The following is an 18,477-nucleotide window of genomic DNA, read 5'->3' on the forward strand; positions in this document are numbered from 1 at the left end:
CCCCGGCCGCCCGGACCGCCCCGGCGGCCCGGGCCGCGCGCCACCCGCCCGGGGCGGCTCGACGGCCCGTCAGCGGCCCGGCACCTGGCAACGCTTCACCGCGCGCCGGAGAATGGGCAGGTGGACATGAGCCGGGAAGACTTCGAATCGCTGGTCGGCGACGCGCTCGACCAGATCCCCCCGCAGCTGGCGGCGATGATGGACAACGTGGCCGTCTTCGTCGAGGACGAGCCCGACCCCGCCACCCCCGAGCTGCTCGGCCTCTACGAGGGCACCCCGCTGACCGAGCGCGGCGAGTGGTACGCGGGCGTCCTCCCCGATCGGATCATCATCTACCGCGGCCCGACGCTGCGCCTGTGCGAGACCCGCGAACTGGTCATCGCCGAGGTCCGCACCACGGTGATCCACGAAGTCGCCCACCACTTCGGCTTCGAGGACCACGAGCTGCACGAGCTCGGCTGGTCCTGACCGCGCCTGCCGACCACGCCGAGCCGCAGGTCGCGCACCCAGGGGTGAACCCACCCGGCCGAAACCGTTTTGGTGTTCCCGCCTGCATCCCATATGCTTCTCAACGTCCCCGACCGCTGGATGACAGCCGGGCGGGCCGAAAGCCCTCATCGTCTAGTGGCCCAGGACGCCGCCCTTTCAAGGCGGTAGCACGGGTTCGAATCCCGTTGGGGGCACGCAGTACACGCAAGACAAGCAGTACTCGTAGTACAGTTCTGGGTCGCAAGACTCGGTTCAAGGTCCTGTGGAGCAGTTGGTTAGCTCGCCACCCTGTCAAGGTGGAGGTCGCGGGTTCAAGTCCCGTCAGGATCGCTCATCCCGCAAGGGATGGTGCAGTACGGCCAGGTAGCTCAGTTGGTACGAGCGTCCGCCTGAAAAGCGGAAGGTCGCCGGTTCGACCCCGGCCCTGGCCACAGTCCAAGGAAGCCCCCGCAGCGACTCGCTGCGGGGGCTTCTTCGTGTCCCGGCCGGCTTGCGGACCGCACCGCGCACCCCGCTACCCCGTCACCTCCGCCAGGTACGCCGCCGTCGTCCGCGGGTCGGCGAGCCAGGCGGCGTGGTCGGCCGGGTCGGCGTAGGTGTTGGCGAAGCGGCGGGCGACCGCGGGGTGGGTGGCGGCCGCGGCGAAGACGGCCTGGAGGTGGTCCGGCGGGGCGAGCATCGCGGTGGTGAAGTCGACCGTGTGCCGGGCGTGCTGCTGCCAGAACCGCTCGAAGGTCTCGGCCATCCACCCGGGGTCGAACGGCGCCGCACCCCGCTCGGTGATCGCCGCCAGGTACCAGGCCGCCGCCCGGGCCGCGCTGTTCGCGCCCTGGCCGGCGATCGGGTCGTTGACCACCAGGGCGTCGCCGAGCCCGAGCACGTGGCAGTCGGCGGCCAGCCGGGCCACCGGGTGGCGCACCGTGGGCGTGACGGCGCCAAACAGCGCCGCGCCCGGGTCGGTCGGCTCGGCCGCCGCCCACAGCTCGGCCTCCCAGGGCAGGTGGGTGCGGAGCAGGGCGCGGATCCGGGCGAGCTGCCCGGCGGGGGTGGGGCGGTCGGCGAAGCGGTCCAGCGGGCCGCCCGGGACCGCCTCCCAGAGCAGGATCGAGCACGGCCCGGACAGGGTCAGCGCGGGTTGCAGGTACAGCTCGCCGACCCCCGGGATCGCGTGCATCCGGGCCCGGGGCTCGGCCACCGGGCCGGGCGAGCCCACACCGTGCGCGTAGAGGCAGGCGATGGTCCGCTGCGGCTGCCGGTGCGGGGAGCGCCGCTCGTCCCGGGCGAAGACCTCGGCCAGCTCGCCGCGGCCGACCGCGACCACGGTCAGCTCGTGCCGCTCGGCCAGCTCGCGCAGGCCGGCCCGGTCCAGGGCCCGGTACTCCGGCCGGCCACCGCGCTCGGTGAAGAGCTCCAGCCAGGCCGCCAGCTTCAGCCGCTGGTCCACCGACCGGGCGGGCTCGTCCAGGGTCATGGTGTACTCCAGCGCCCGCACCCCGGGCGGCACCGCGAGCACCGCGCCGACCTCCCGCACCGCGGGCGCCTCGGCCGCCCACAGGTCCAGCCCGGCCGCCCGCTCGATCCGCAGTGCGGGCCCGAACATCGCCTGGGTGGAGAGCACCGGCCCGCCGCGCAGCTGCTCCGGCGTGCGGGGCGCCACCAGCGTCACCGGGTAGCCCGCCGCCTGCAGCCCGAGCGCCAGGTGCAGCCCGGCCTGGCCCGCTCCGACAACGGCGATCCGACGCATGGCAGCCTCCCGGGACGACGAAGGGCCTGATGGTACGTCAGTTCATGGCTCGGAAACAGCTGCCGGTCATGGCCCGGAAAGAGGTGCCGGTCACGGCCCGGAAACAGGTGCCGGCCGGCCAAGGGCGCGGCCGGCTCAGCGCAGCACCGCCTCCAGGAAGTCCGCGCCGAGCCGGGCACTGGTGCCCAGGTCGAGCCGGTAGAGGACGTACCGCCCGCGGCGGCGGGTGCCGACCAGGCCGGCCTTGCGGAGCACCGCGAGGTGGCGGGAGACCTCGGGTTCGGTCAGCCGCCAGGCGGCGGCCAGTTCGCCGGTGGTGTGCTCGCCGCGGGCCAGGGTGCGGGCCAGCCGCAGCCGGATCGGATGGGCCAGGGCCGCCAGGCGCTGCTCGACCAGGTCGAGGGTGACCGGCTGCGGGTGGCCCGCCTCCGCTGCGGGGTACTGCACCACCGGCGCCCAGCCGGCGGCGTGCACCACCACCAGGTGCGGGCGGCCGAACAGGGTGGGGATGAAGGTGACCTGCCCGCCCGCCGCGCTGGTCGCGTTGTCCTGCAGCTTGTCGATCACGATCCGCGACCCGGCCGGATCGTGGCCGACCGCGGGCGAGACGGCGCCCAGCGCCTCGGCCGGGCCGCGCCGGGCGAGCAGGTCGCCCTTGCGCCGCGCGTCGGCGGCCAGGGTGGGCAGCGCCCGGGCCCAGGCGTCGGTGAAGAACTCCTCGGCGCAGTCCTCCAGCAGCCGGCGCACGATGGCGCGCACCGCGGGTGGGTCGGCGAGCAGCCGGTCGGCGAAGGCGGCCTGCCGCGGTCCGCGGGCCAGCGCCAGCTCACGGGCCCGCTCCCGGGCCAGGGGGTCGGCCAGCGGCGAGCCGGGGACGAAACCGATCCGGTTGGCGCCGCAGGTGGTGACCAGCGCGGCGGTGACGTAGCGCTCGTCGTCGATCCGGTCGACGGCGTCCAGCTCCGCGGCCAGGGAGGCCGCCGGCGCCGCCGGCAACAGGAAGTCGGCCCGGGACGAGCGCCAGAGGAACTCCGCCTCCAGCAGCCGGTCGAGCAGGGCGGGCCGGAGCGCGGCCGTGGTGCTGGTGGCCCAGCCGTGCAGCGCCGGGTGGTGCGTCGGCTCGGCCAGCACGTGCAGCATCGCGGTGAGCTCGGCCAGCGGCGACGGGGCGAAGACCAGCCGCTCCGGGGGCACGCCGGTGATGTCGATCGTCACGCTCATACCGGCATCGTCGCAGCTCACCGCGGAGCGCAGGTGACGATTGACGGTCTGCGTCAATCCACGTGCCAGGGGCCGGGGGCGGGGCGCAGCGTGGCGGCCATGAACCTGACGGTCCCTCGGCTCCCGGCCCGCCTCCTGCCGCACCCGCCCACCGCACCCCGCCCCGGCCTGCTCACTGCCCCCGGCGGCCCGCGGTACGCCACCGCCCTGCTGGTGGACGCCCTCGGGGCCGGCCTGCTGCGCCCCTTCCTGCTGCTCTACGCGATCGGCGTGCTGCACCTGCGGGCCACCACGGCCGGCCTGGCGCTCTCCGCCGGGATGCTGCTCGGCCTGGCCGCCGTGGCCCCGCTGGGCCGCTGGATCGACCGGGGCGCCCGCTCCACCGCCGTCACCGCCACCCTGCTGACCCGCGCGGCCGGGGTCGTCGTGCTGCTCGCGCTGCCCGGTACCGCCGGGTTCCTGCTCGCCGCGGTGCTGCTCGGCACCGGCACCCAGACCTGGCCGACCGCGCACGCGGCGATGGTCGCCAGCCTCACCGAGGGCCGGGCCCGGGACGCCGCCCTGGCGGCCGGGCGCTCGCTGCGCAACGGCGGCCTCGGGGTGGGCGCGCTGCTCGCCACGCTGGCGGTGGCCGGCGGCGCGGACACGCTGCGCGGGCTGGCCCGGCTGACCGCGGTGGGGTACCTGGTGGCGGCGGTGCTGGTGTACTCGCTGCGGGTCTCCTCGCCCGCCTCCCCGGCCGCGGCTCCCACCGCCCCCGACACCTCGCCCGGCGCCACCGCAGCCCCCACCGCCCGCGGCCCCCGCTTCCGCTTCCACCTCCGCCGCCGGCCCGGCACCGGCACCGGCGTGCCGGGCCTGACCCTGCTGGGCCTGGCGAACCTGCCCTTCGCCTGCTGCTTCGACGTGCTGGAGGTCGCGCTGCCGGCGCTGCTGGTGACCCGGCTGCACGCCTCACCGGCCTGGTCCTCCGGCATCTTCGTGGGCAACACGGTGCTGGTGATCACCCTGCAGGTCGCCGTGGTGACCCGGCTGGCGAACCGCTCGCGCCGCTCGGTGCTGGCCGCTTCGGGGGTGCTGCTGGCCCTGTCCTACCTCGGCTTCTGGCTGGCCGCGGGGGTCGGCGGGCGGGGCGCCGGGCCGGCGGCGATCGCGGTGGTGGCGGTGCTCTACACCCTCGGCGAGATCGGCTACGCCGGCTCCGGCACCGCGCTGGTGGTGGCCAGTGCGCCGCCGGACCGGCTGGGCCGGGCGATCGCCCGCTGGGAGTTCTCCACCGGGATCGGCCGGGCGCTGGCGCCGACCGTGCTCACCGCGCTGCTCGGGGCCGGCACCGGGGTGCTCTGGGGCGTGCTCGCCGCCGCCACCCTGCTGGGCGCGGCGGCGGTGCGAGCCGGGGCACCGCGGGCGGCGACGGCCTGAGCGGCGGGTCCCCGGGGAGAAGAAGCCGCCCCGGCCCGCGCCTCACCCCAGCCACCCCAGTCACCCGAGTCACCCCAGGAACAGGTTGTGCCCCACGTCCGACGGCACCACGTCCTGGATCGGCGTGCTGTGCGGCCCCGGCATGCTCTCGCCGGGGATCGGCTGGTCGCCCACCCGGTGCAGCAGCACGGTGCCGCCGTCCGACCAGATCTGCTGGTAGCCGTGGGTCAGCAGCAGCTGGATCCGGTCCTTCTGCTGCTGCACGGTGGCGAACGGGAAGGTCCGGGCGTCCGAGCGGATCAGCACGTAGTCCATGCCGCGCGGGATCTCGTCCACCAGCACCACGTGGGTGCGCGCGGTCAGCCGCGGCACCACCTGGTTGTCCGCCTCCACGGTGGCGCCGTCCGGGATCAGCTTGCTGCCGCGCAGCAGTGCGGCCTCGCTCGGCGCGGCCTTCCAGTAGGCGGGCACCGCGAGCGAACCGAGGCCGAGCGGCAGCGCGGCGACGACCGTGATCGCCACCGTGCCCAGGCCCAGCCGCACCGCCAGCCGGCGGCGCCGCTCGGAGGTGTACAGCCGGCCGAGCACCTCGATGGTGGCGGTGAGCAGGATCGGCCACAGGAAGGAGTCGTAGTGCCGGGCGATCGACCAGTGGTTGGGGTTGGTGGACAGCAGCCGCTCGGTGAGCAGCGGCACCAGGCAGAGCGCGGTCAGCGAGCGCAGCGGGAGCAGCAGCAGGGTGCCGAAGAGCCAGAGCACCAGCAGTGGCTTGAGGGTCTCGTTGGTCGCCCCCTGGACCAGCAGCCACGGGTCGTGCAGCACGTGCTTGACCGCGTCGCCGGCGTTGGCGCCCAGCTCCTGGTAGTTCCAGTAGTAGCCGGGCTGGCCGCCCATCGCGGGCAGCAGCCACTGGATCGCCACCACCGAGGCGAGCGGCCCGAGCACCAGCAGGGCCGCGCCGACCTGCCGGCCGCGCCGGTCGCCGGCGCGGCGGCCGCGCAGGATCAGCACCAGTCCGTAGGCCCCGACCATCAGGCCGAGGTCCTCCTTGGTGCAGCAGAGCCCGAGCGCGGCCAGCGCCACCGTGCCGTAGCGCCGGGCCAGCCCGCGCTCCAGCATCAGCAGGGTGAGCGGCACCGCGAAGGCGACCTCGTGGAAGCCGACCCGGGAGGCGACCAGCAGCGGCCAGCCGAGCGCGTAGGCGAGCCCGGCCAGGTCCATCGCCCGCTGCCGGGGCCGCTGCTCGGCGGCGGCGAAGGCGTGCGCGGTGATCCGGCGGATCAGCGGCACGCCGGCGGCGAAGAGCAGCGCCTGGCCGAGGAGCAGGGCGCGCGGGTCGTTCCACACCCAGTAGAGCGGGGCGAGCAGCGCGAGGATCGGGGAGAAGTGGTCGCCGAGGATGGAGAACCCGGGCGGGAACTCGTGGTGCACGCTCTTCACCGTGGACAGCGGCAGGCCGAAGTGGGCGTAGCCGCGCACCCCCTGGTCGAAGATGCCGAGGTCGAAGCCGCCGAGCTGGGCGGAGGTCCACTCCTGGATGCCGATGGCGAAGCAGACGCCGAAGCAGAGCAGGCTCAGCAGCAGCGCCCGGCCGCGGCTGGAGCGCAGGCCGTCGCGCAGCCGCGCGAGGAGCGGCGCCGGGCCGGGCGGCCGGGTGCGGTCTGCCTGGGCCGTCGCCGGCTGGTGGTCGGTCCGGTACGTCATCTGAGTCAGAGCTGCCTTGTCGGGATCGGCGTCCAGGGTGCCCGAAGGACGGGGCGGCCGGTCAAGTCGACCGGTCGGCGCGCTCGGCGCCGGACCGGTCAGAGCTGCCCGGTGAGCGAGGCGTCCAGCGGGCTCGGGTCGGCGGGCACGTCCTTGGCCCGGCCGAACCGCGCCAGCGCGGGCCGGTGGATCCGCAGCAGCCGGCGACCGGTGACGGCCAGCACGGCCACGCCGGTGATCGGGTAGACCGACGAGGGCAGCTGCCAGTACCAGGGCACTCCGAGCCCGCCGGCCTGCGGCACCAGCCACATCGCGTAGGAGAGGAAGACCGCCGCGGTGAGCACCAGCGCCGGCCGCCAGCGCAGCCGGCGCAGCTCGCGCGGCCGGCGGTGCTCCTGGGCGGCCTCGGCGCAGAGCAGCACCAGCAGCGGCACGCACCAGACCCAGTGGTGGGTCCAGCTGATCGGCGACAGCAGCAGCGCGGTGATCGCGGTGCAGACCACGCCCCAGGCCTCGGCCCGGCGCATCTCCCGCACCGAGCGCGCCGCCATGACCGCGACGGCCAGCCCCAGCACCAGGCAGAGCCCGCCGCTCACGGTGGCCAGCATCCCCGGGTCGTGCTTGCTGACCAGCCGGGCCACTGCACCGCGCATCGACTGGTTGTCGACCAGTTCGGTGATCCCGACCCGGCGGGTGTCCCAGACGTACCTGGTCCAGAAGCCCCAGGAGGCGCCGGGCAGCGCGACCACGCCGATCAGCACGGTGGCCGCGAAGGTGGCGGCGGAGACCAGGGCGGCCCGGACCCGCCCGGTGAGCAGCAGGTAGACGGCGAACAGGCCGGGGGTGAGCTTGAGCCCGGCGGCGAGGCCGATCGCGATGCCCTTGCCGCGGTGCCGGTCGGGGCGGGTCAGGTCGTAGAGCACCAGGCAGGCGATGCCCAGGTTCACCTGGCCGTACTGCAGGGTGGTCCAGACCGGCTCCAGCCAGACGCCGAAGCCGGCCACCAGCAGCGCGCCGGCCAGCCGGTGGCGCCGGCGCGGCCAGCCCACCAGGGTGAAGGAGAACCAGCCGAGCAGCCCGAGCAGCCCGATGTTGGCGATCATGACCAGCGCGCGCAGCGTGGTGACCGCGAACCAGGTGCTGGGCACGAAGAGCATCGCGGCGAACGGCGGGTAGGTGGCCGCCAGGTCCCAGCCCGGCAGTCGCATGGTGTAGAGGTTGTGCCCGCTGACCACGGCCTGTCCCTCGGCCCGGTAGACCAGCATGTCGACCATGGTCACGCCGTAGAAGTGCCGCCAGACGGTGAAGACGCCCAGGGAGATCACGGCCGCGGCGGCGGCCACCCCGGTGCTGCCGAACAGGCGCGGACGGGCGGTCGGCACCTGTTCTCTGCGGTCACCCACGAGTGACCGCGAGGCTCGAGGTCAGGGGTCGCTGCCGCGTGATCGTTGACATCCTGCTGCTTCTGCCTCTCGTGACGTGGAGCCTGGGCGTGAACGAACGACGCGGCGTTTCCGGGGCCGACCAGCCAAAGCTAGTCGCACCCCCGGTCGCCCTCAGTGACTCCCGTCACGACAAGCGTCACAGGGGTGTCACACCCGGTTGATGGTAACGCCACCCGAACGCCAGATCGGTCTGCCGTCCGGAACCGGGTACCGGCCCGGGTGCCGACAGCATCGACCTGTCGGATGAGAAAAGCATTGGCGGCCGAGGGGAGAATCCGCTGAGAAAACCGGCCGCCCGGACCGCGGCGGAGGGCGCGGGTCCCCGCCGGCGACCGGGTGTGACACTGGAGACGCCCGTCACCACCGCCGCCGGCCGCCGCGCCCGAAACCGGGGTGCGGCCCGCAGCCGCCTTTTGCGACCCTAGAGGGATGCCCGCGATGAGTTCCCCCGCCGTCCAGCCCGCCGACGCACCCACCATCGGCGAGCTGGCCAGCCGGCTGCCCGAGCTGACGCTGCGCGACCAGCAGCGGATCGGTCGCCGCCTGGACGGCGCCCGCAAGGCCCGCGGTGACGAGGCCCGGCAGAAGATCACCACCGAGCTGGCCGGCGAGATCGCCAAGGCCGAGCTGCGGGTGGCGCAGCGCCGGGCGGCGGTGCCGCGGATCCGCTATCCGGAGGAACTGCCGGTCAGTCAGAAGAAGGACGAGATCCTGGCGGCCGTCCGCGACCACCAGGTGGTGATCGTGGCGGGCGAGACCGGCTCCGGCAAGACCACCCAGATCCCGAAGATCTGCCTGGAGCTGGGCCGCGGGATCAAGGGCCTGGTCGGGCACACCCAGCCGCGCCGGATCGCGGCCCGCACGGTGGCCGAGCGGGTGGCCGAGGAGATGGGCAGCGCGCTCGGCGAGGTGGTCGGCTGGAAGGTCCGGTTCACCGACCAGGTCGGCCAGGACACCCTGGTCAAGCTGATGACCGACGGCATCCTGCTGGCCGAGATCCAGACCGACCGCGAGCTGCGCCAGTACGACACGCTGATCATCGACGAGGCGCACGAGCGCAGCCTCAACATCGACTTCCTGCTCGGCTACCTCAAGCAGCTGCTCCCCCGCCGCCCGGACCTCAAGGTGATCATCACCTCGGCGACCATCGACCCCGAGCGCTTCGCCCGGCACTTCGGCGACGCCCCGATCGTCGAGGTCTCCGGCCGCACCTACCCGGTCGAGGTCCGCTACCGCCCGCTGCTCGACGACGACGCGGACTTCGACGACGACACCGACGCGGCGAGCGCGGTCGACCGGGACCGCGACCAGATCCAGGCGATCTGCGACGCCGCCCAGGAGCTGCAGGCCGAGGGGCCCGGCGACATCCTGGTCTTCCTCTCCGGCGAGCGGGAGATCCGCGACACCGCCGACGCGCTCAACAAGCTGAACCTCAGGTCCACCGAGGTGCTGCCGCTCTACGCCCGGCTCTCCTCGGCCGAGCAGCACCGGGTCTTCCAGCGCTCCGGCTCGCGCCGGATCGTGCTGGCCACCAACGTGGCCGAGACCTCGCTGACGGTCCCCGGCATCAAGTACGTGATCGACCCGGGCTTCGCCCGGATCTCCCGCTACAGCCACCGCACCAAGGTGCAGCGGCTGCCGATCGAGGCGATCAGCCAGGCCAGCGCCAACCAGCGCAAGGGCCGCTGCGGCCGCACCAGCGACGGCATCTGCATCCGGCTCTACTCGGAGGAGGACTTCCTCGCCCGCCCCGAGTTCACCGACGCCGAGATCCTGCGGACCAACCTCGCCTCGGTGATCCTGCAGATGACCGCGGCCGGCCTGGGCGACATCGCCGCCTTCCCGTTCCTCGACCCGCCGGACTCGCGCAACATCAAGGACGGCGTCAGCCTGCTCCAGGAGCTCGGCGCGCTCGACCCCGAGCAGTCCGACCCGCGCAGGCGGCTCACCCAGCTCGGGCGCAAGCTGGCCCAGCTGCCGGTCGACCCGCGCCTGGCCCGGATGGTGCTGGAGGCGGACCGGAACGGCTGCGTGCGCGACGTGATGGTGATCGCGGCCGCGCTCTCCATCCAGGACCCGCGCGAGCGCCCGGCCGAGAAGCGGCAGGCCGCCGACGACCGGCACCGCCGGTTCACCTCGGAGACCTCCGACTTCCTCTCCTACCTGGCGATGTGGCGCTACCTCAGGGAGCAGCAGCGGGAGCTCTCCTCCTCGGCGTTCCGCCGGATGTGCAAGGCCGAGTTCCTGAACTACCTGCGGATACGGGAGTGGCAGGACATCTACTCCCAGCTGCGCACGGTCGCCAAGCAGCTCGGGGTCACCATCGAGGAGCCTCACGACGATGCCGAGCCGGACGCCGACCGGATCCACCAGTCGCTGCTGGCCGGGCTGCTCTCCCACATCGGCCTGTTCGACGTGGAGAAGCGCGAGTACGGCGGCGCCCGCGGTGCCCGGTTCGCCGTCTTCCCGGGCTCCGGCCTGTTCAAGAAGCCGCCGCGCTGGGTGATGTCGGCCGAGCTGGTGGAGACCTCCCGGCTGTGGGCCCGGATCAACGCCAAGATCGAGCCGGACTGGATCGAGCCGCTGGCCGAACACCTGATCAAGCGCAACTACAGCGAGCCGCACTGGGAGAAGAAGGCCGGCGCAGTGATGGCCTTCGAGCGGGTCACCCTCTACGGGGTGCCGATCGTGGCCCAGCGCCGGGTCAACTACGGCCGGATCGACCCCGAGCTCTGTCGCGAGCTGTTCATCCGCAACGCCCTGGTGGAGGGCGACTGGGAGACCCACCACCAGTTCTTCGCCGCCAACCGCCGGCTGCTCGACGAGGTCGAGGAGCTGGAGAACCGGGCCCGCCGGCGCGACATCATGGTGGACGACCAGACCCTCTTCGACTTCTACGAGGCCCGGCTGCCGCAGACCGTGGTCTCCACCCGGCACTTCGACTCCTGGTGGAAGAAGGCGCGGCACGAGCAGCCCGACCTGCTCAACTTCGAGAAGTCGATGCTGATCAACGACAGCGCCGACGGCATCACCGAGGCCGACTACCCGGACTTCTGGCAGCAGGGCAAGCTCCGCTTCCCGCTGACCTACCAGTTCGAGCCGGGCAGCGACGCGGACGGGGTGACCGTGCACATCCCGCTGCCGGTGCTCAACCAGGTCTCCGCCGAGGGCTTCGACTGGCAGATCCCGGGGCTGCGCGGCGAGCTGGTCACCGCCTGGATCCGCTCGCTGCCCAAGGCGATCAGGCGCAACTTCGTCCCCGCGCCGGACTACGCCAGGGCCGTGCTGCGCGAGCTGACCGACCGCCAGGAACCGTTGCTGCCCACCCTGGAGCGGATCCTGCACCGGATGGGCGGCCAGCCGATCCCGCCGGAGGCCTGGGACGAGGAGCGGATCCCGGACCACCTCAAGGTCACCTTCCGGGTGGTGGACGGCAAGCGGAAGCTCGCCGAGTCCAAGGACCTGGAGGAGCTGCGGCTGAAGCTGACGCCCAAGCTCAAGGAGACCCTCTCCTCGGCCGCCTCGCACCGCGGCATCGAGCGCACCGGCCTGACCGGCTGGCCCGAGGACCTGCCGCTGCTCCAGCGCACCTTCGAGCAGCGCTCCCGCGGCCACTCACTGCGCGCCTACCCGGCGCTGACCGACGAGCGGGAGAGCGTGTCGATCAGGCTCTACGACACCCCGCAGGCACAGGCGCAGGCGATGTGGGCGGGCACCCGGCGGCTGCTGCTGCTCACCGTGAACTCGCCGGCCAAGGGGATCCAGTCGCGGCTCGGCAACCAGGCCAAGCTGGCCCTCTCCTACAACCCGCACGGCTCGATCCCGGCGCTCTTCGAGGACATCACCGCCTGCTCCGCGGACCGGCTGATGGCCCTGGCCGGCGGCCCGGCCTGGGAGGAGGCGGCGTTCACCAAGCTCCACGACCAGGTCCGGGCCGACCTGTACGAGCTGTCGGCGGACACCACGCTGAAGACCGCCTCGGCCCTGCTGGTCTTCCACCGGGCCTCGACCCGGCTGCGCACGGTCAGCAGCCCGGTGCTGCTGGCCGCGGTGAACGACATCAAGCTGCACCTGGCCTCGCTGGTCTACCCCGGCTTCGTGACCGACACCGGCTGGCAGCGCCTGGGCGACCTGAAGCGCTACCTGGCGGCGGTCGACCGGCGACTGGAGGCGCTGCCCAACCACCCGCAGCGCGACCTGAAGCAGCTGGCCGTGGTGCAGGAGGTGCAGCGGGAGTACGGCGACCTGCTGGCCGCGGTGCCGGCCGGGCAGCAGCCCGGCGCCGAGCTGAAGCAGATCCGCTGGATGATCGAGGAGCTGCGGGTCTCCTTCTTCGCCCAGTCGCTGGGCACGCCCTCCCCGGTCTCGGAGAAGCGGATCCGCAAGGCGATGGACGCGGCGGCGGCTGCGCTCTGAGGGCGTCCCAGGTCGGACCGGCTGCCGCTGGCGGCCGGTTCGACCTGGGGGCCTGCGATGCAGTACGATCTGTCTTGTCGCTGCCGCGGGTAGCGAAAAACCACTGGGGTTCATCGGTGAAGAGCCGGTTGAGCACCAGTGAACAGCAAGGCCCTGTGGAGCAGTTGGTTAGCTCGCCACCCTGTCAAGGTGGAGGTCGCGGGTTCAAGTCCCGTCAGGGTCGCCTTCGGAAGAGGCCCGGAACCGAGAGGTTCCGGGCCTCTTCGTTTTGTGTCGCCGGTTCTGCGCCGCCAATTCCGTACGGGCCCGCTCCGCGCCGCCGTCGCTTGCACGCCGCCGTCGCTTGCACGCCGCCGCCGCTCTGTGCCGGCACCGGGCCCGCCGGCGGCACCCAGCCGCCACCCAGTGGCCGCGCAGCTCGCTCCCAGCCGACCAGGGCAGACTCGACCCCAGGACTCCGCTCCAGTGCCGCTCCAGGTCGACTCCAGATCTACTGCGGGCCGACCGCGGCGCACCCGCGGTCCGGCTCGGCCGCAGGTCGGGGGCGCCTCCGGGGCCGCTCGACCGGCGGACCACCCGTACGCATTATCGGTACAGTGGTCCAGACCACAAGCAAGGGCCGTGTGACGGTCGTCACTTATCTTTTCTTGAACCCCGACGCCGTGAACCCCCCCTGCGAACCCGGTGATTTAATATATAAAATTGTACAGAGTTTCGGGAGTTTCCCCGCGACATTCCGAAGATTCGGCATTCGTATTTCATCCCGCCCCACCCGCCACAACATTCGTCCATTTGATCGTCATTCTGCGGTCAAATGACAGTCATGAACCGGTTGACACTCATGTCCGTGCGGGTACGAAAAGGGGCTGCTCCCGGACCCGGCGGAGTCCGGCAGCAGCCCCTCTTGCAGGCATTTCACGCGGCGGTACGGCAGCCGCCGCGGGTGCCTCAGGCTTCGGTACGCTGAGCGGGGATACCGGCCAGCAGAGCCCGCACCTCCGCCTCCCGATAGCGGCGGTGGCCGCCGAGCGTGCGGATGGACGTGAGCTTGCCCGCCTTGGCCCACCGCGTGACCGTCTTGGGGTCGACACGGAACATGGTGGCTACCTCTGCCGGCGTCAGCAGGGGCTCAGCGTCAGGGGTACGAGCGGTCATGAGCGGCCTCCTCGGAGAACCGAACCAGGGCGGTTCTATCCTTCAAATTCTGCACCTTGGCCCGCGATGCCCGAAATGGCAGAGACGGACCGAGTCGGTTATAGGACGAACGGCTTGTCCTGGTGTCTACAACTACACCATCCGTCCAGCCCTATCGACCAAACCGCCAAAATTGGCCCCTCACGGGTTCAAGAGCGACGGAAGGCGATGGACCACCCCATAGCGGACAGTCACCATATCGTGACAACCGGTGAGGGAGAGGCCAGACCCATCGTTTCCCCCCAAAGGGCACACGGACCCCAGATCCACCCAAAAGTGGGCAGGTCTGAAGAAGTTGGGCAGGTTGTCCCATTTTTACCTTTAGCCGACTTCGCGTCAACGGTGAGTAGTGTCACGTTCGGTAGGTATTGACCCGAACCGGGACCTAGGTCCCGATCGGGCTCACGCGCAGCTGACAACGCCGGGCGGGCGCGGGCGCGCCACCACGACGGCTCGCCCCCCACGACCCCCGGTCGTCCCCGTAAGTCCCCCGTCACACCTGTTCTGACCCCCCGTCAGTCCTGCACGTCAGTTCGCCTGCCGCATCGCCAGCACCGCGCGCCAGCGTTCCGTCACCGCCTCGTAGGCCCGCGCCGCGACCGCCGCGTCCCCCTCCCGCAGCGCCGCCAGCCCGTCGGCCACCTCGCCGGCCGAGCGGTCGGCCGCCAGCGCGCCGGCACCGATCACGTGCACCAACCCCCCGTAGTCCAGCTCCACCAGCGAACGCGGGTGGAACTCCTCCAGCCAGCGCCCCACCTCCTCGGCACCGAGCGCCAGCGGGCTCCCCTTCGTCGGGGCCCCGGTGCGCAGCACCCGGTAGGCGCGCGCCACCCGGCGCCGGGCCTGGGCCATCGGCGTCAGGTAGAACAGCGCCGCCGGGCGCCCCGGCTGTTCCCCGCCGGCCGGCTCGGCCGGCAGGTAGTGCCGCTCCTCGTCGGCGAACGGCAGGAACCAGCGGACCGGCACCTCCCAACGGCTGGTCAGGATCCACGGCCGGGCGTCGGGGTGGCTGGCCCGCCAGCTCGCCTGGGCGCTCTGCGCCTGCTGCCGCACCGCCTGCGGCAGCACGGTGTCCAGCAGCGCCACCGGCAGCGACTCGCGCAGCTCGTCCAGCGCCTGCCAACTGCGCAGCCGGGTGGCCCAGGGACAGATGTAGGTGACCGCGTCGACGACCCGGACGAAGGCCCGCTCGCTCTCCCTCCCCCAGTCCTCGACCGTCCCCGCCCCCGCCCCCGGCAGCAGCGCCCGCGGGGGCCTGGGCAGCAGCTCGGCGAGCGCCCCCCGCTGCGCCTCCAGCGCCGCCGGCGCCACCGGTTCCTCGACCGACGCCGCGTCAGGCCCGCGCTCGGCCGCGTAGGCCTGCCAACGGGCCCGCTCGGGTTCGGGGTACGCCGCCAGCGGCTCGTACACCCGCAGGTGGGCGGCGTACGGCGGCAACACGGAGGTGCGCACTGCGGTCACGTCCTGCATCGTCGCACGCGGCACCGACGGATCGGGAGGGCCCGGCGGGGATCGGTGCGCGGTCCGTCGCCCGGCCGCGGGCGGCCGAACCGGCCGCCGGCCGCCCGTCCGGGATGCGAGCAGGGGGCAGCCCGGGCCCGGGTCGGCGGACTACGCTTCGCTTCAGATGCCCCCACCACAGCACGGGGGCCAGCAGATACTGGAGTCACCACAGTGACCGACGTACGAACCGTGTCCGCGACGCACCCCGCACCAGGCGTGCTGAGCCGGATCTTCCGTACTGAGCAGGACGGCGTCCCGGGCGACGGGCACGAGCAGGTCGTGCTCTGCCACGACCGCACCTCCGGCCTCAAGGCGATCATCGCCATCCACTCGACCGCGCTGGGCCCCGCCCTCGGCGGCACCCGCTTCCACCAGTACGACTCCGAGGAGGAGGCACTGGAGGACGCGCTGCGGCTGTCCCGCGGCATGAGCTACAAGAACGCGCTGGCCGGGCTCGACCTCGGCGGCGGCAAGGCCGTGATCATCGGCGACCCGCGGGCCAAGGCCGAGGGCGGCGACAAGTCGGAGGCGCTGCTGCGCGCCTACGGCCGCTTCGTCCAGTCGCTGGCCGGCCGCTACGTCACCGCCTGCGACGTGGGCACCTACGTCCAGGACATGGACGTCATCGCCCGCGAGTGCGACTACGTCACCGGCCGCTCCCCCGAGCACGGCGGCGCCGGCGACTCCTCGGTCCTCACCTCCTTCGGCGTCTTCCAGGGCATGCGGGCCTCGGCCCAGGCCCGCTGGGGCCAGCCGACGCTGCGCGGCAAGCGGGTCGGTGTCGCGGGCGTCGGCAAGGTCGGCCACTACCTGGTCGGCCACCTGGTCGCGGACGGTGCCACCGTGGTGGTCACCGACGTCTCCGAGGCCGCCGTCAACCGGGTCCGGGCCGCCCACCCCGACGTCGAGGTGGCCGCCGACACCCAGGCGCTGCTCGCCGCCAAGCTGGACGTGTACGCCCCGTGCGCCCTCGGCGGCGCGCTGGACGACGAGACGGTGGCCCAGCTGACCGCCGCCGGCACCTCCGTGGTCTGCGGCGCCGCCAACAACCAGCTGGCCCACCCGGGCGTGGAGAAGGACCTGGCCGACCGCGGCATCCTCTACGCGCCCGACTACCTGGTGAACTCCGGCGGCGTGATCCAGGTGGCGGACGAGATCGAGGGCTTCAACTTCGAGCGCGCCAAGAACAAGGCCACCCGGATCTTCGACACCACCCTGGAGATCTTCAGCCGGGCCGCCGCCGACGGCGTGCCGCCGGCCGTCGCCGCCGACCGTCTGGCCGAGCGCCGGATGCGCGAGATCAGCGCGCTGCGCACGATCCTGCTCCCGGGCGCGCGCCGGGGCTGAGTCTGCACGGGCTGTCGTTCACCCCGCGACGGGGTCCGCACCGGCCGGCTCCGCACCCCGGAGCAGGCGGTCGGACCCCGCCCGATCCGGCCGGTCCGCATCACAATGTGGAACCGGATTCACCGGATGTCCCCCGATCGGGCGTCCCGGACGCCACGGTCGGGGGATAATCGGTCGCAGAACGACGGACCCGGACACCCGCCGGGCACCCTGCCAACACCTGAAATTCCCTGTTTGACCAGGAGAGACCTGGTCCCGGGGAGCGACAGTGCGCGCCACGTCACACCGGCGACGTACCGTCCGAGGGCGGAAACAGGTACCGTTGATGCTCCAAGGGACGGCTCTCCCGATTCGGGCAAGCCGCTCCTGATCATGAACACGTGTCAGACTCGGGGCCGTGGTGCCCCACCGTTGAGGGGGTCGACCCATGGGGCGCGGCCGGGCCAAGGCCAAGCAGACGAAGGTCGCCCGCCAGCTGAAGTACAACAGCGGCGGCTTCGACGCTAACCGTCTCTCCAACGAACTGGGCGTATCTTCGCCCGTTCCTTCGATCAACCCTGAGCCGGTGGTCGAGGACGATGACGAGGACGACCCCTACGCGGCGTACGCGGACTACTACGCGGACGAGGACGAGGACGACGAGGAGGCCGAAGCCTCCCATCAGGCCCGCCGACGCGCGTGAGCAGCACGCCCTGACCCGGTCCGAGCGCTGAGGAAGCGCCGGGCCGGTTTTCGGCGTTCGCCGGCGGCCGGTCGGTCGACCGCGGGTCGGTCGGGCACGGCTGCGACGGACGGCACCGGCTGCGACAGAACGGCGGTGGCCCCGCCCCCCGGTCGAGGGGGCAGGGCCACCGCCGTTCGTGCCGGCCCGCACGGGCGGCGTCCGGGCCTCGGCGCCTCAGTTCGCGTACTCGCCGTACAGCGCCGCGCCGGCCTGCTCCGCGCCCTCGCGGGCCACGATGTCGCCCAGCAGCCACGCCTCCACCCCGCGGTCCGCCAGCACCGAGAGCACCACGTCGACCGACTCCGGCGGGACCACGGCCACCATGCCGATGCCCATGTTCAGGGTCTTCTCGATCTCCAGGGTCTGCATCCGGCCCACCTCGGCCACGGTGCGGAAGACCGGCAGCGGGTTCCAGGTGCCGCGGTCCAGCCGGGCGTGCAGGTGGTCCGGGATCACCCGGGCCAGGTTGGCGGCCAGGCCGCCACCGGTGACGTGCGAGAAGGCGTGCACCTCGGTCGAGCGGGTGATCGCCAGGCAGTCCAGCGAGTAGATCCGGGTCGGCTCCAGCAGCTCCTCGCCGAGGGTGCGGCCGAACTCGGGCACCTCGCGGTCCAGCTGCCAGCCGGCCTGGTTCAGCAGCACGTGGCGGACGAGCGAGTAGCCGTTGGAGTGCAGCCCGGAGGCGGCCATCGCGATCACCACGTCGCCGGCCTGCACCCGGTGGGCGCCCAGCAGCGCGTCGGCCTCGACCACGCCGGTGCCGGCGCCCGCGACGTCGTACTCGTCCGGGCCCAGCAGCCCCGGGTGCTCGGCGGTCTCGCCGCCGACCAGCGCGCAGCCGGCCAGCACGCAGCCCTCGGCGATGCCCTTGACGATCTGCGCGACCCGCTCGGGGTGGACCTTGCCGACGCAGATGTAGTCGGTCATGAAGAGCGGCTCGGCCCCGCACACCACCAGGTCGTCGACGACCATGCCGACCAGGTCGTGGCCGATGGTGTCGTGCTTGTCCATCGCCGCCGCCAGCGCGACCTTGGTCCCGACCCCGTCGGTGGCCGAGGCCAGCAGCGGGCGCTCGTAACGCTTCAGGGCGGAGATGTCGAAGAGCCCGGCGAAGCCGCCCAGGCCGCCGACCACCTCGGGCCGGTTGGTCTTCTTCACCCACTGCTTCATGAGCTCGACCGCGCGGTCGCCCGCCTCGATGTCGACTCCGGCGGCGGCGTAGGTGGCACCGCTCTCGTTGCTGGTCACTGCGGCCCTTTCGGGTCTGT

12 protein-coding genes and 4 tRNA genes are annotated in these 18,477 nt (G+C 72.8%); 9 read left to right on the forward strand and 7 right to left on the reverse strand.

Translation table 11 applies throughout. The annotated features are described in order from the left end of the window. Positions 1–126: 126 nt before the first annotated feature. From ACQRUO_RS08520 to ACQRUO_RS08535, 4 genes are all read left to right on the forward strand, one after another. Entirely contained in the window at positions 127–468 is a 342-nt protein-coding gene (locus ACQRUO_RS08520; RefSeq protein ID WP_428315137.1) for a metallopeptidase family protein, read from the forward strand. Positions 469–610: 142 nt separating this feature from the next. Beyond that, positions 611–683 (forward strand) — tRNA-Glu (locus ACQRUO_RS08525). A gap of 62 nt (positions 684–745) precedes the next feature. Continuing rightward, positions 746–819: transfer RNA gene (locus ACQRUO_RS08530), tRNA-Asp, on the forward strand. Between the two features lie 27 nt (positions 820–846). Beyond that, a tRNA-Phe gene (locus tag ACQRUO_RS08535) sits at positions 847–920 on the forward strand. An 83-nt stretch (positions 921–1,003) separates the two neighbouring features. On the opposite strand, the gene ACQRUO_RS08540 is transcribed toward ACQRUO_RS08535, so the two are convergent. Both ACQRUO_RS08540 and ACQRUO_RS08545 read right to left on the reverse strand, forming a co-directional pair. Further along, the gene (locus ACQRUO_RS08540) at positions 1,004–2,233 is read right to left on the reverse strand and encodes a styrene monooxygenase/indole monooxygenase family protein (protein WP_428315138.1); all 1,230 of its coding nucleotides are present in this window, start codon (positions 2,231–2,233) and stop codon (positions 1,004–1,006) included. Positions 2,234–2,368: 135 nt separating this feature from the next. Further along, complete coding sequence (locus ACQRUO_RS08545) at positions 2,369–3,454, reverse strand: DUF5937 family protein (RefSeq protein WP_428315139.1); 1,086 nt, start codon at positions 3,452–3,454, stop codon at positions 2,369–2,371. 99 nt (positions 3,455–3,553) lie between these two features. Here ACQRUO_RS08545 and ACQRUO_RS08550 point away from each other — a divergent pair, with 99 nt between their 5' ends. Further along, on the forward strand, positions 3,554–4,876 hold the full coding sequence (locus tag ACQRUO_RS08550; RefSeq protein WP_428315140.1) for an MFS transporter: 1,323 nt from the start codon (positions 3,554–3,556) through the stop codon (positions 4,874–4,876). A 69-nt stretch (positions 4,877–4,945) separates the two neighbouring features. Here the strand turns inward: ACQRUO_RS08550 and ACQRUO_RS08555 are convergent, their stop codons facing one another. Both ACQRUO_RS08555 and ACQRUO_RS08560 read right to left on the reverse strand, forming a co-directional pair. Continuing rightward, a complete protein-coding gene (locus tag ACQRUO_RS08555) occupies positions 4,946–6,580 on the reverse strand; it encodes a DUF2079 domain-containing protein (RefSeq protein WP_428315141.1) in 1,635 nt (544 codons plus the stop codon). A gap of 98 nt (positions 6,581–6,678) precedes the next feature. Beyond that, on the reverse strand, positions 6,679–7,962 hold the full coding sequence (locus tag ACQRUO_RS08560; RefSeq protein ID WP_428315142.1) for a glycosyltransferase 87 family protein: 1,284 nt from the start codon (positions 7,960–7,962) through the stop codon (positions 6,679–6,681). A 501-nt stretch (positions 7,963–8,463) separates the two neighbouring features. Here ACQRUO_RS08560 and hrpA point away from each other — a divergent pair. Both hrpA and ACQRUO_RS08570 read left to right on the forward strand, forming a co-directional pair. Beyond that, entirely contained in the window at positions 8,464–12,441 is a 3,978-nt protein-coding gene (gene hrpA / locus ACQRUO_RS08565) for an ATP-dependent RNA helicase HrpA (protein WP_428315143.1), read from the forward strand. Between the two features lie 149 nt (positions 12,442–12,590). Beyond that, positions 12,591–12,664: transfer RNA gene (locus tag ACQRUO_RS08570), tRNA-Asp, on the forward strand. Between the two features lie 725 nt (positions 12,665–13,389). On the opposite strand, the gene bldC is transcribed toward ACQRUO_RS08570, so the two are convergent. Together bldC and ACQRUO_RS08580 are read right to left on the reverse strand one after the other, a co-directional pair. Continuing rightward, a complete protein-coding gene (gene bldC / locus ACQRUO_RS08575; RefSeq protein WP_014137253.1) occupies positions 13,390–13,596 on the reverse strand; it encodes a developmental transcriptional regulator BldC in 207 nt (68 codons plus the stop codon). A 567-nt stretch (positions 13,597–14,163) separates the two neighbouring features. Beyond that, positions 14,164–15,105 carry a hypothetical protein gene (locus ACQRUO_RS08580; RefSeq protein ID WP_428315144.1) on the reverse strand — a complete coding sequence of 314 codons (942 nt, stop codon included), beginning with the start codon at positions 15,103–15,105 and terminating at the stop codon, positions 14,164–14,166. Between the two features lie 204 nt (positions 15,106–15,309). Here ACQRUO_RS08580 and ACQRUO_RS08585 point away from each other — a divergent pair, with 204 nt between their 5' ends. Further along, positions 15,310–16,485, forward strand: a complete 1,176-nt coding sequence (locus ACQRUO_RS08585; RefSeq protein WP_428315145.1) for a Glu/Leu/Phe/Val dehydrogenase dimerization domain-containing protein — start codon at positions 15,310–15,312, stop codon at positions 16,483–16,485. A 427-nt stretch (positions 16,486–16,912) separates the two neighbouring features. Further along, positions 16,913–17,167: a DUF3073 domain-containing protein gene (locus ACQRUO_RS08590; protein WP_428315146.1), complete on the forward strand. Its 255-nt coding sequence runs from the start codon at positions 16,913–16,915 to the stop codon at positions 17,165–17,167. A 216-nt stretch (positions 17,168–17,383) separates the two neighbouring features. Here ACQRUO_RS08590 and purM read toward each other — a convergent pair whose 3' ends face one another. Beyond that, positions 17,384–18,457: a phosphoribosylformylglycinamidine cyclo-ligase gene (gene purM / locus ACQRUO_RS08595; RefSeq protein ID WP_428315147.1), complete on the reverse strand. Its 1,074-nt coding sequence runs from the start codon at positions 18,455–18,457 to the stop codon at positions 17,384–17,386. Between the last annotated feature and the right edge of the window lie 20 nt (positions 18,458–18,477).

The organism is Kitasatospora sp. LaBMicrA B282 (assembly GCF_050325825.1).
Taxonomy (GTDB): Bacteria; Actinomycetota; Actinomycetes; order Streptomycetales; family Streptomycetaceae; genus Kitasatospora.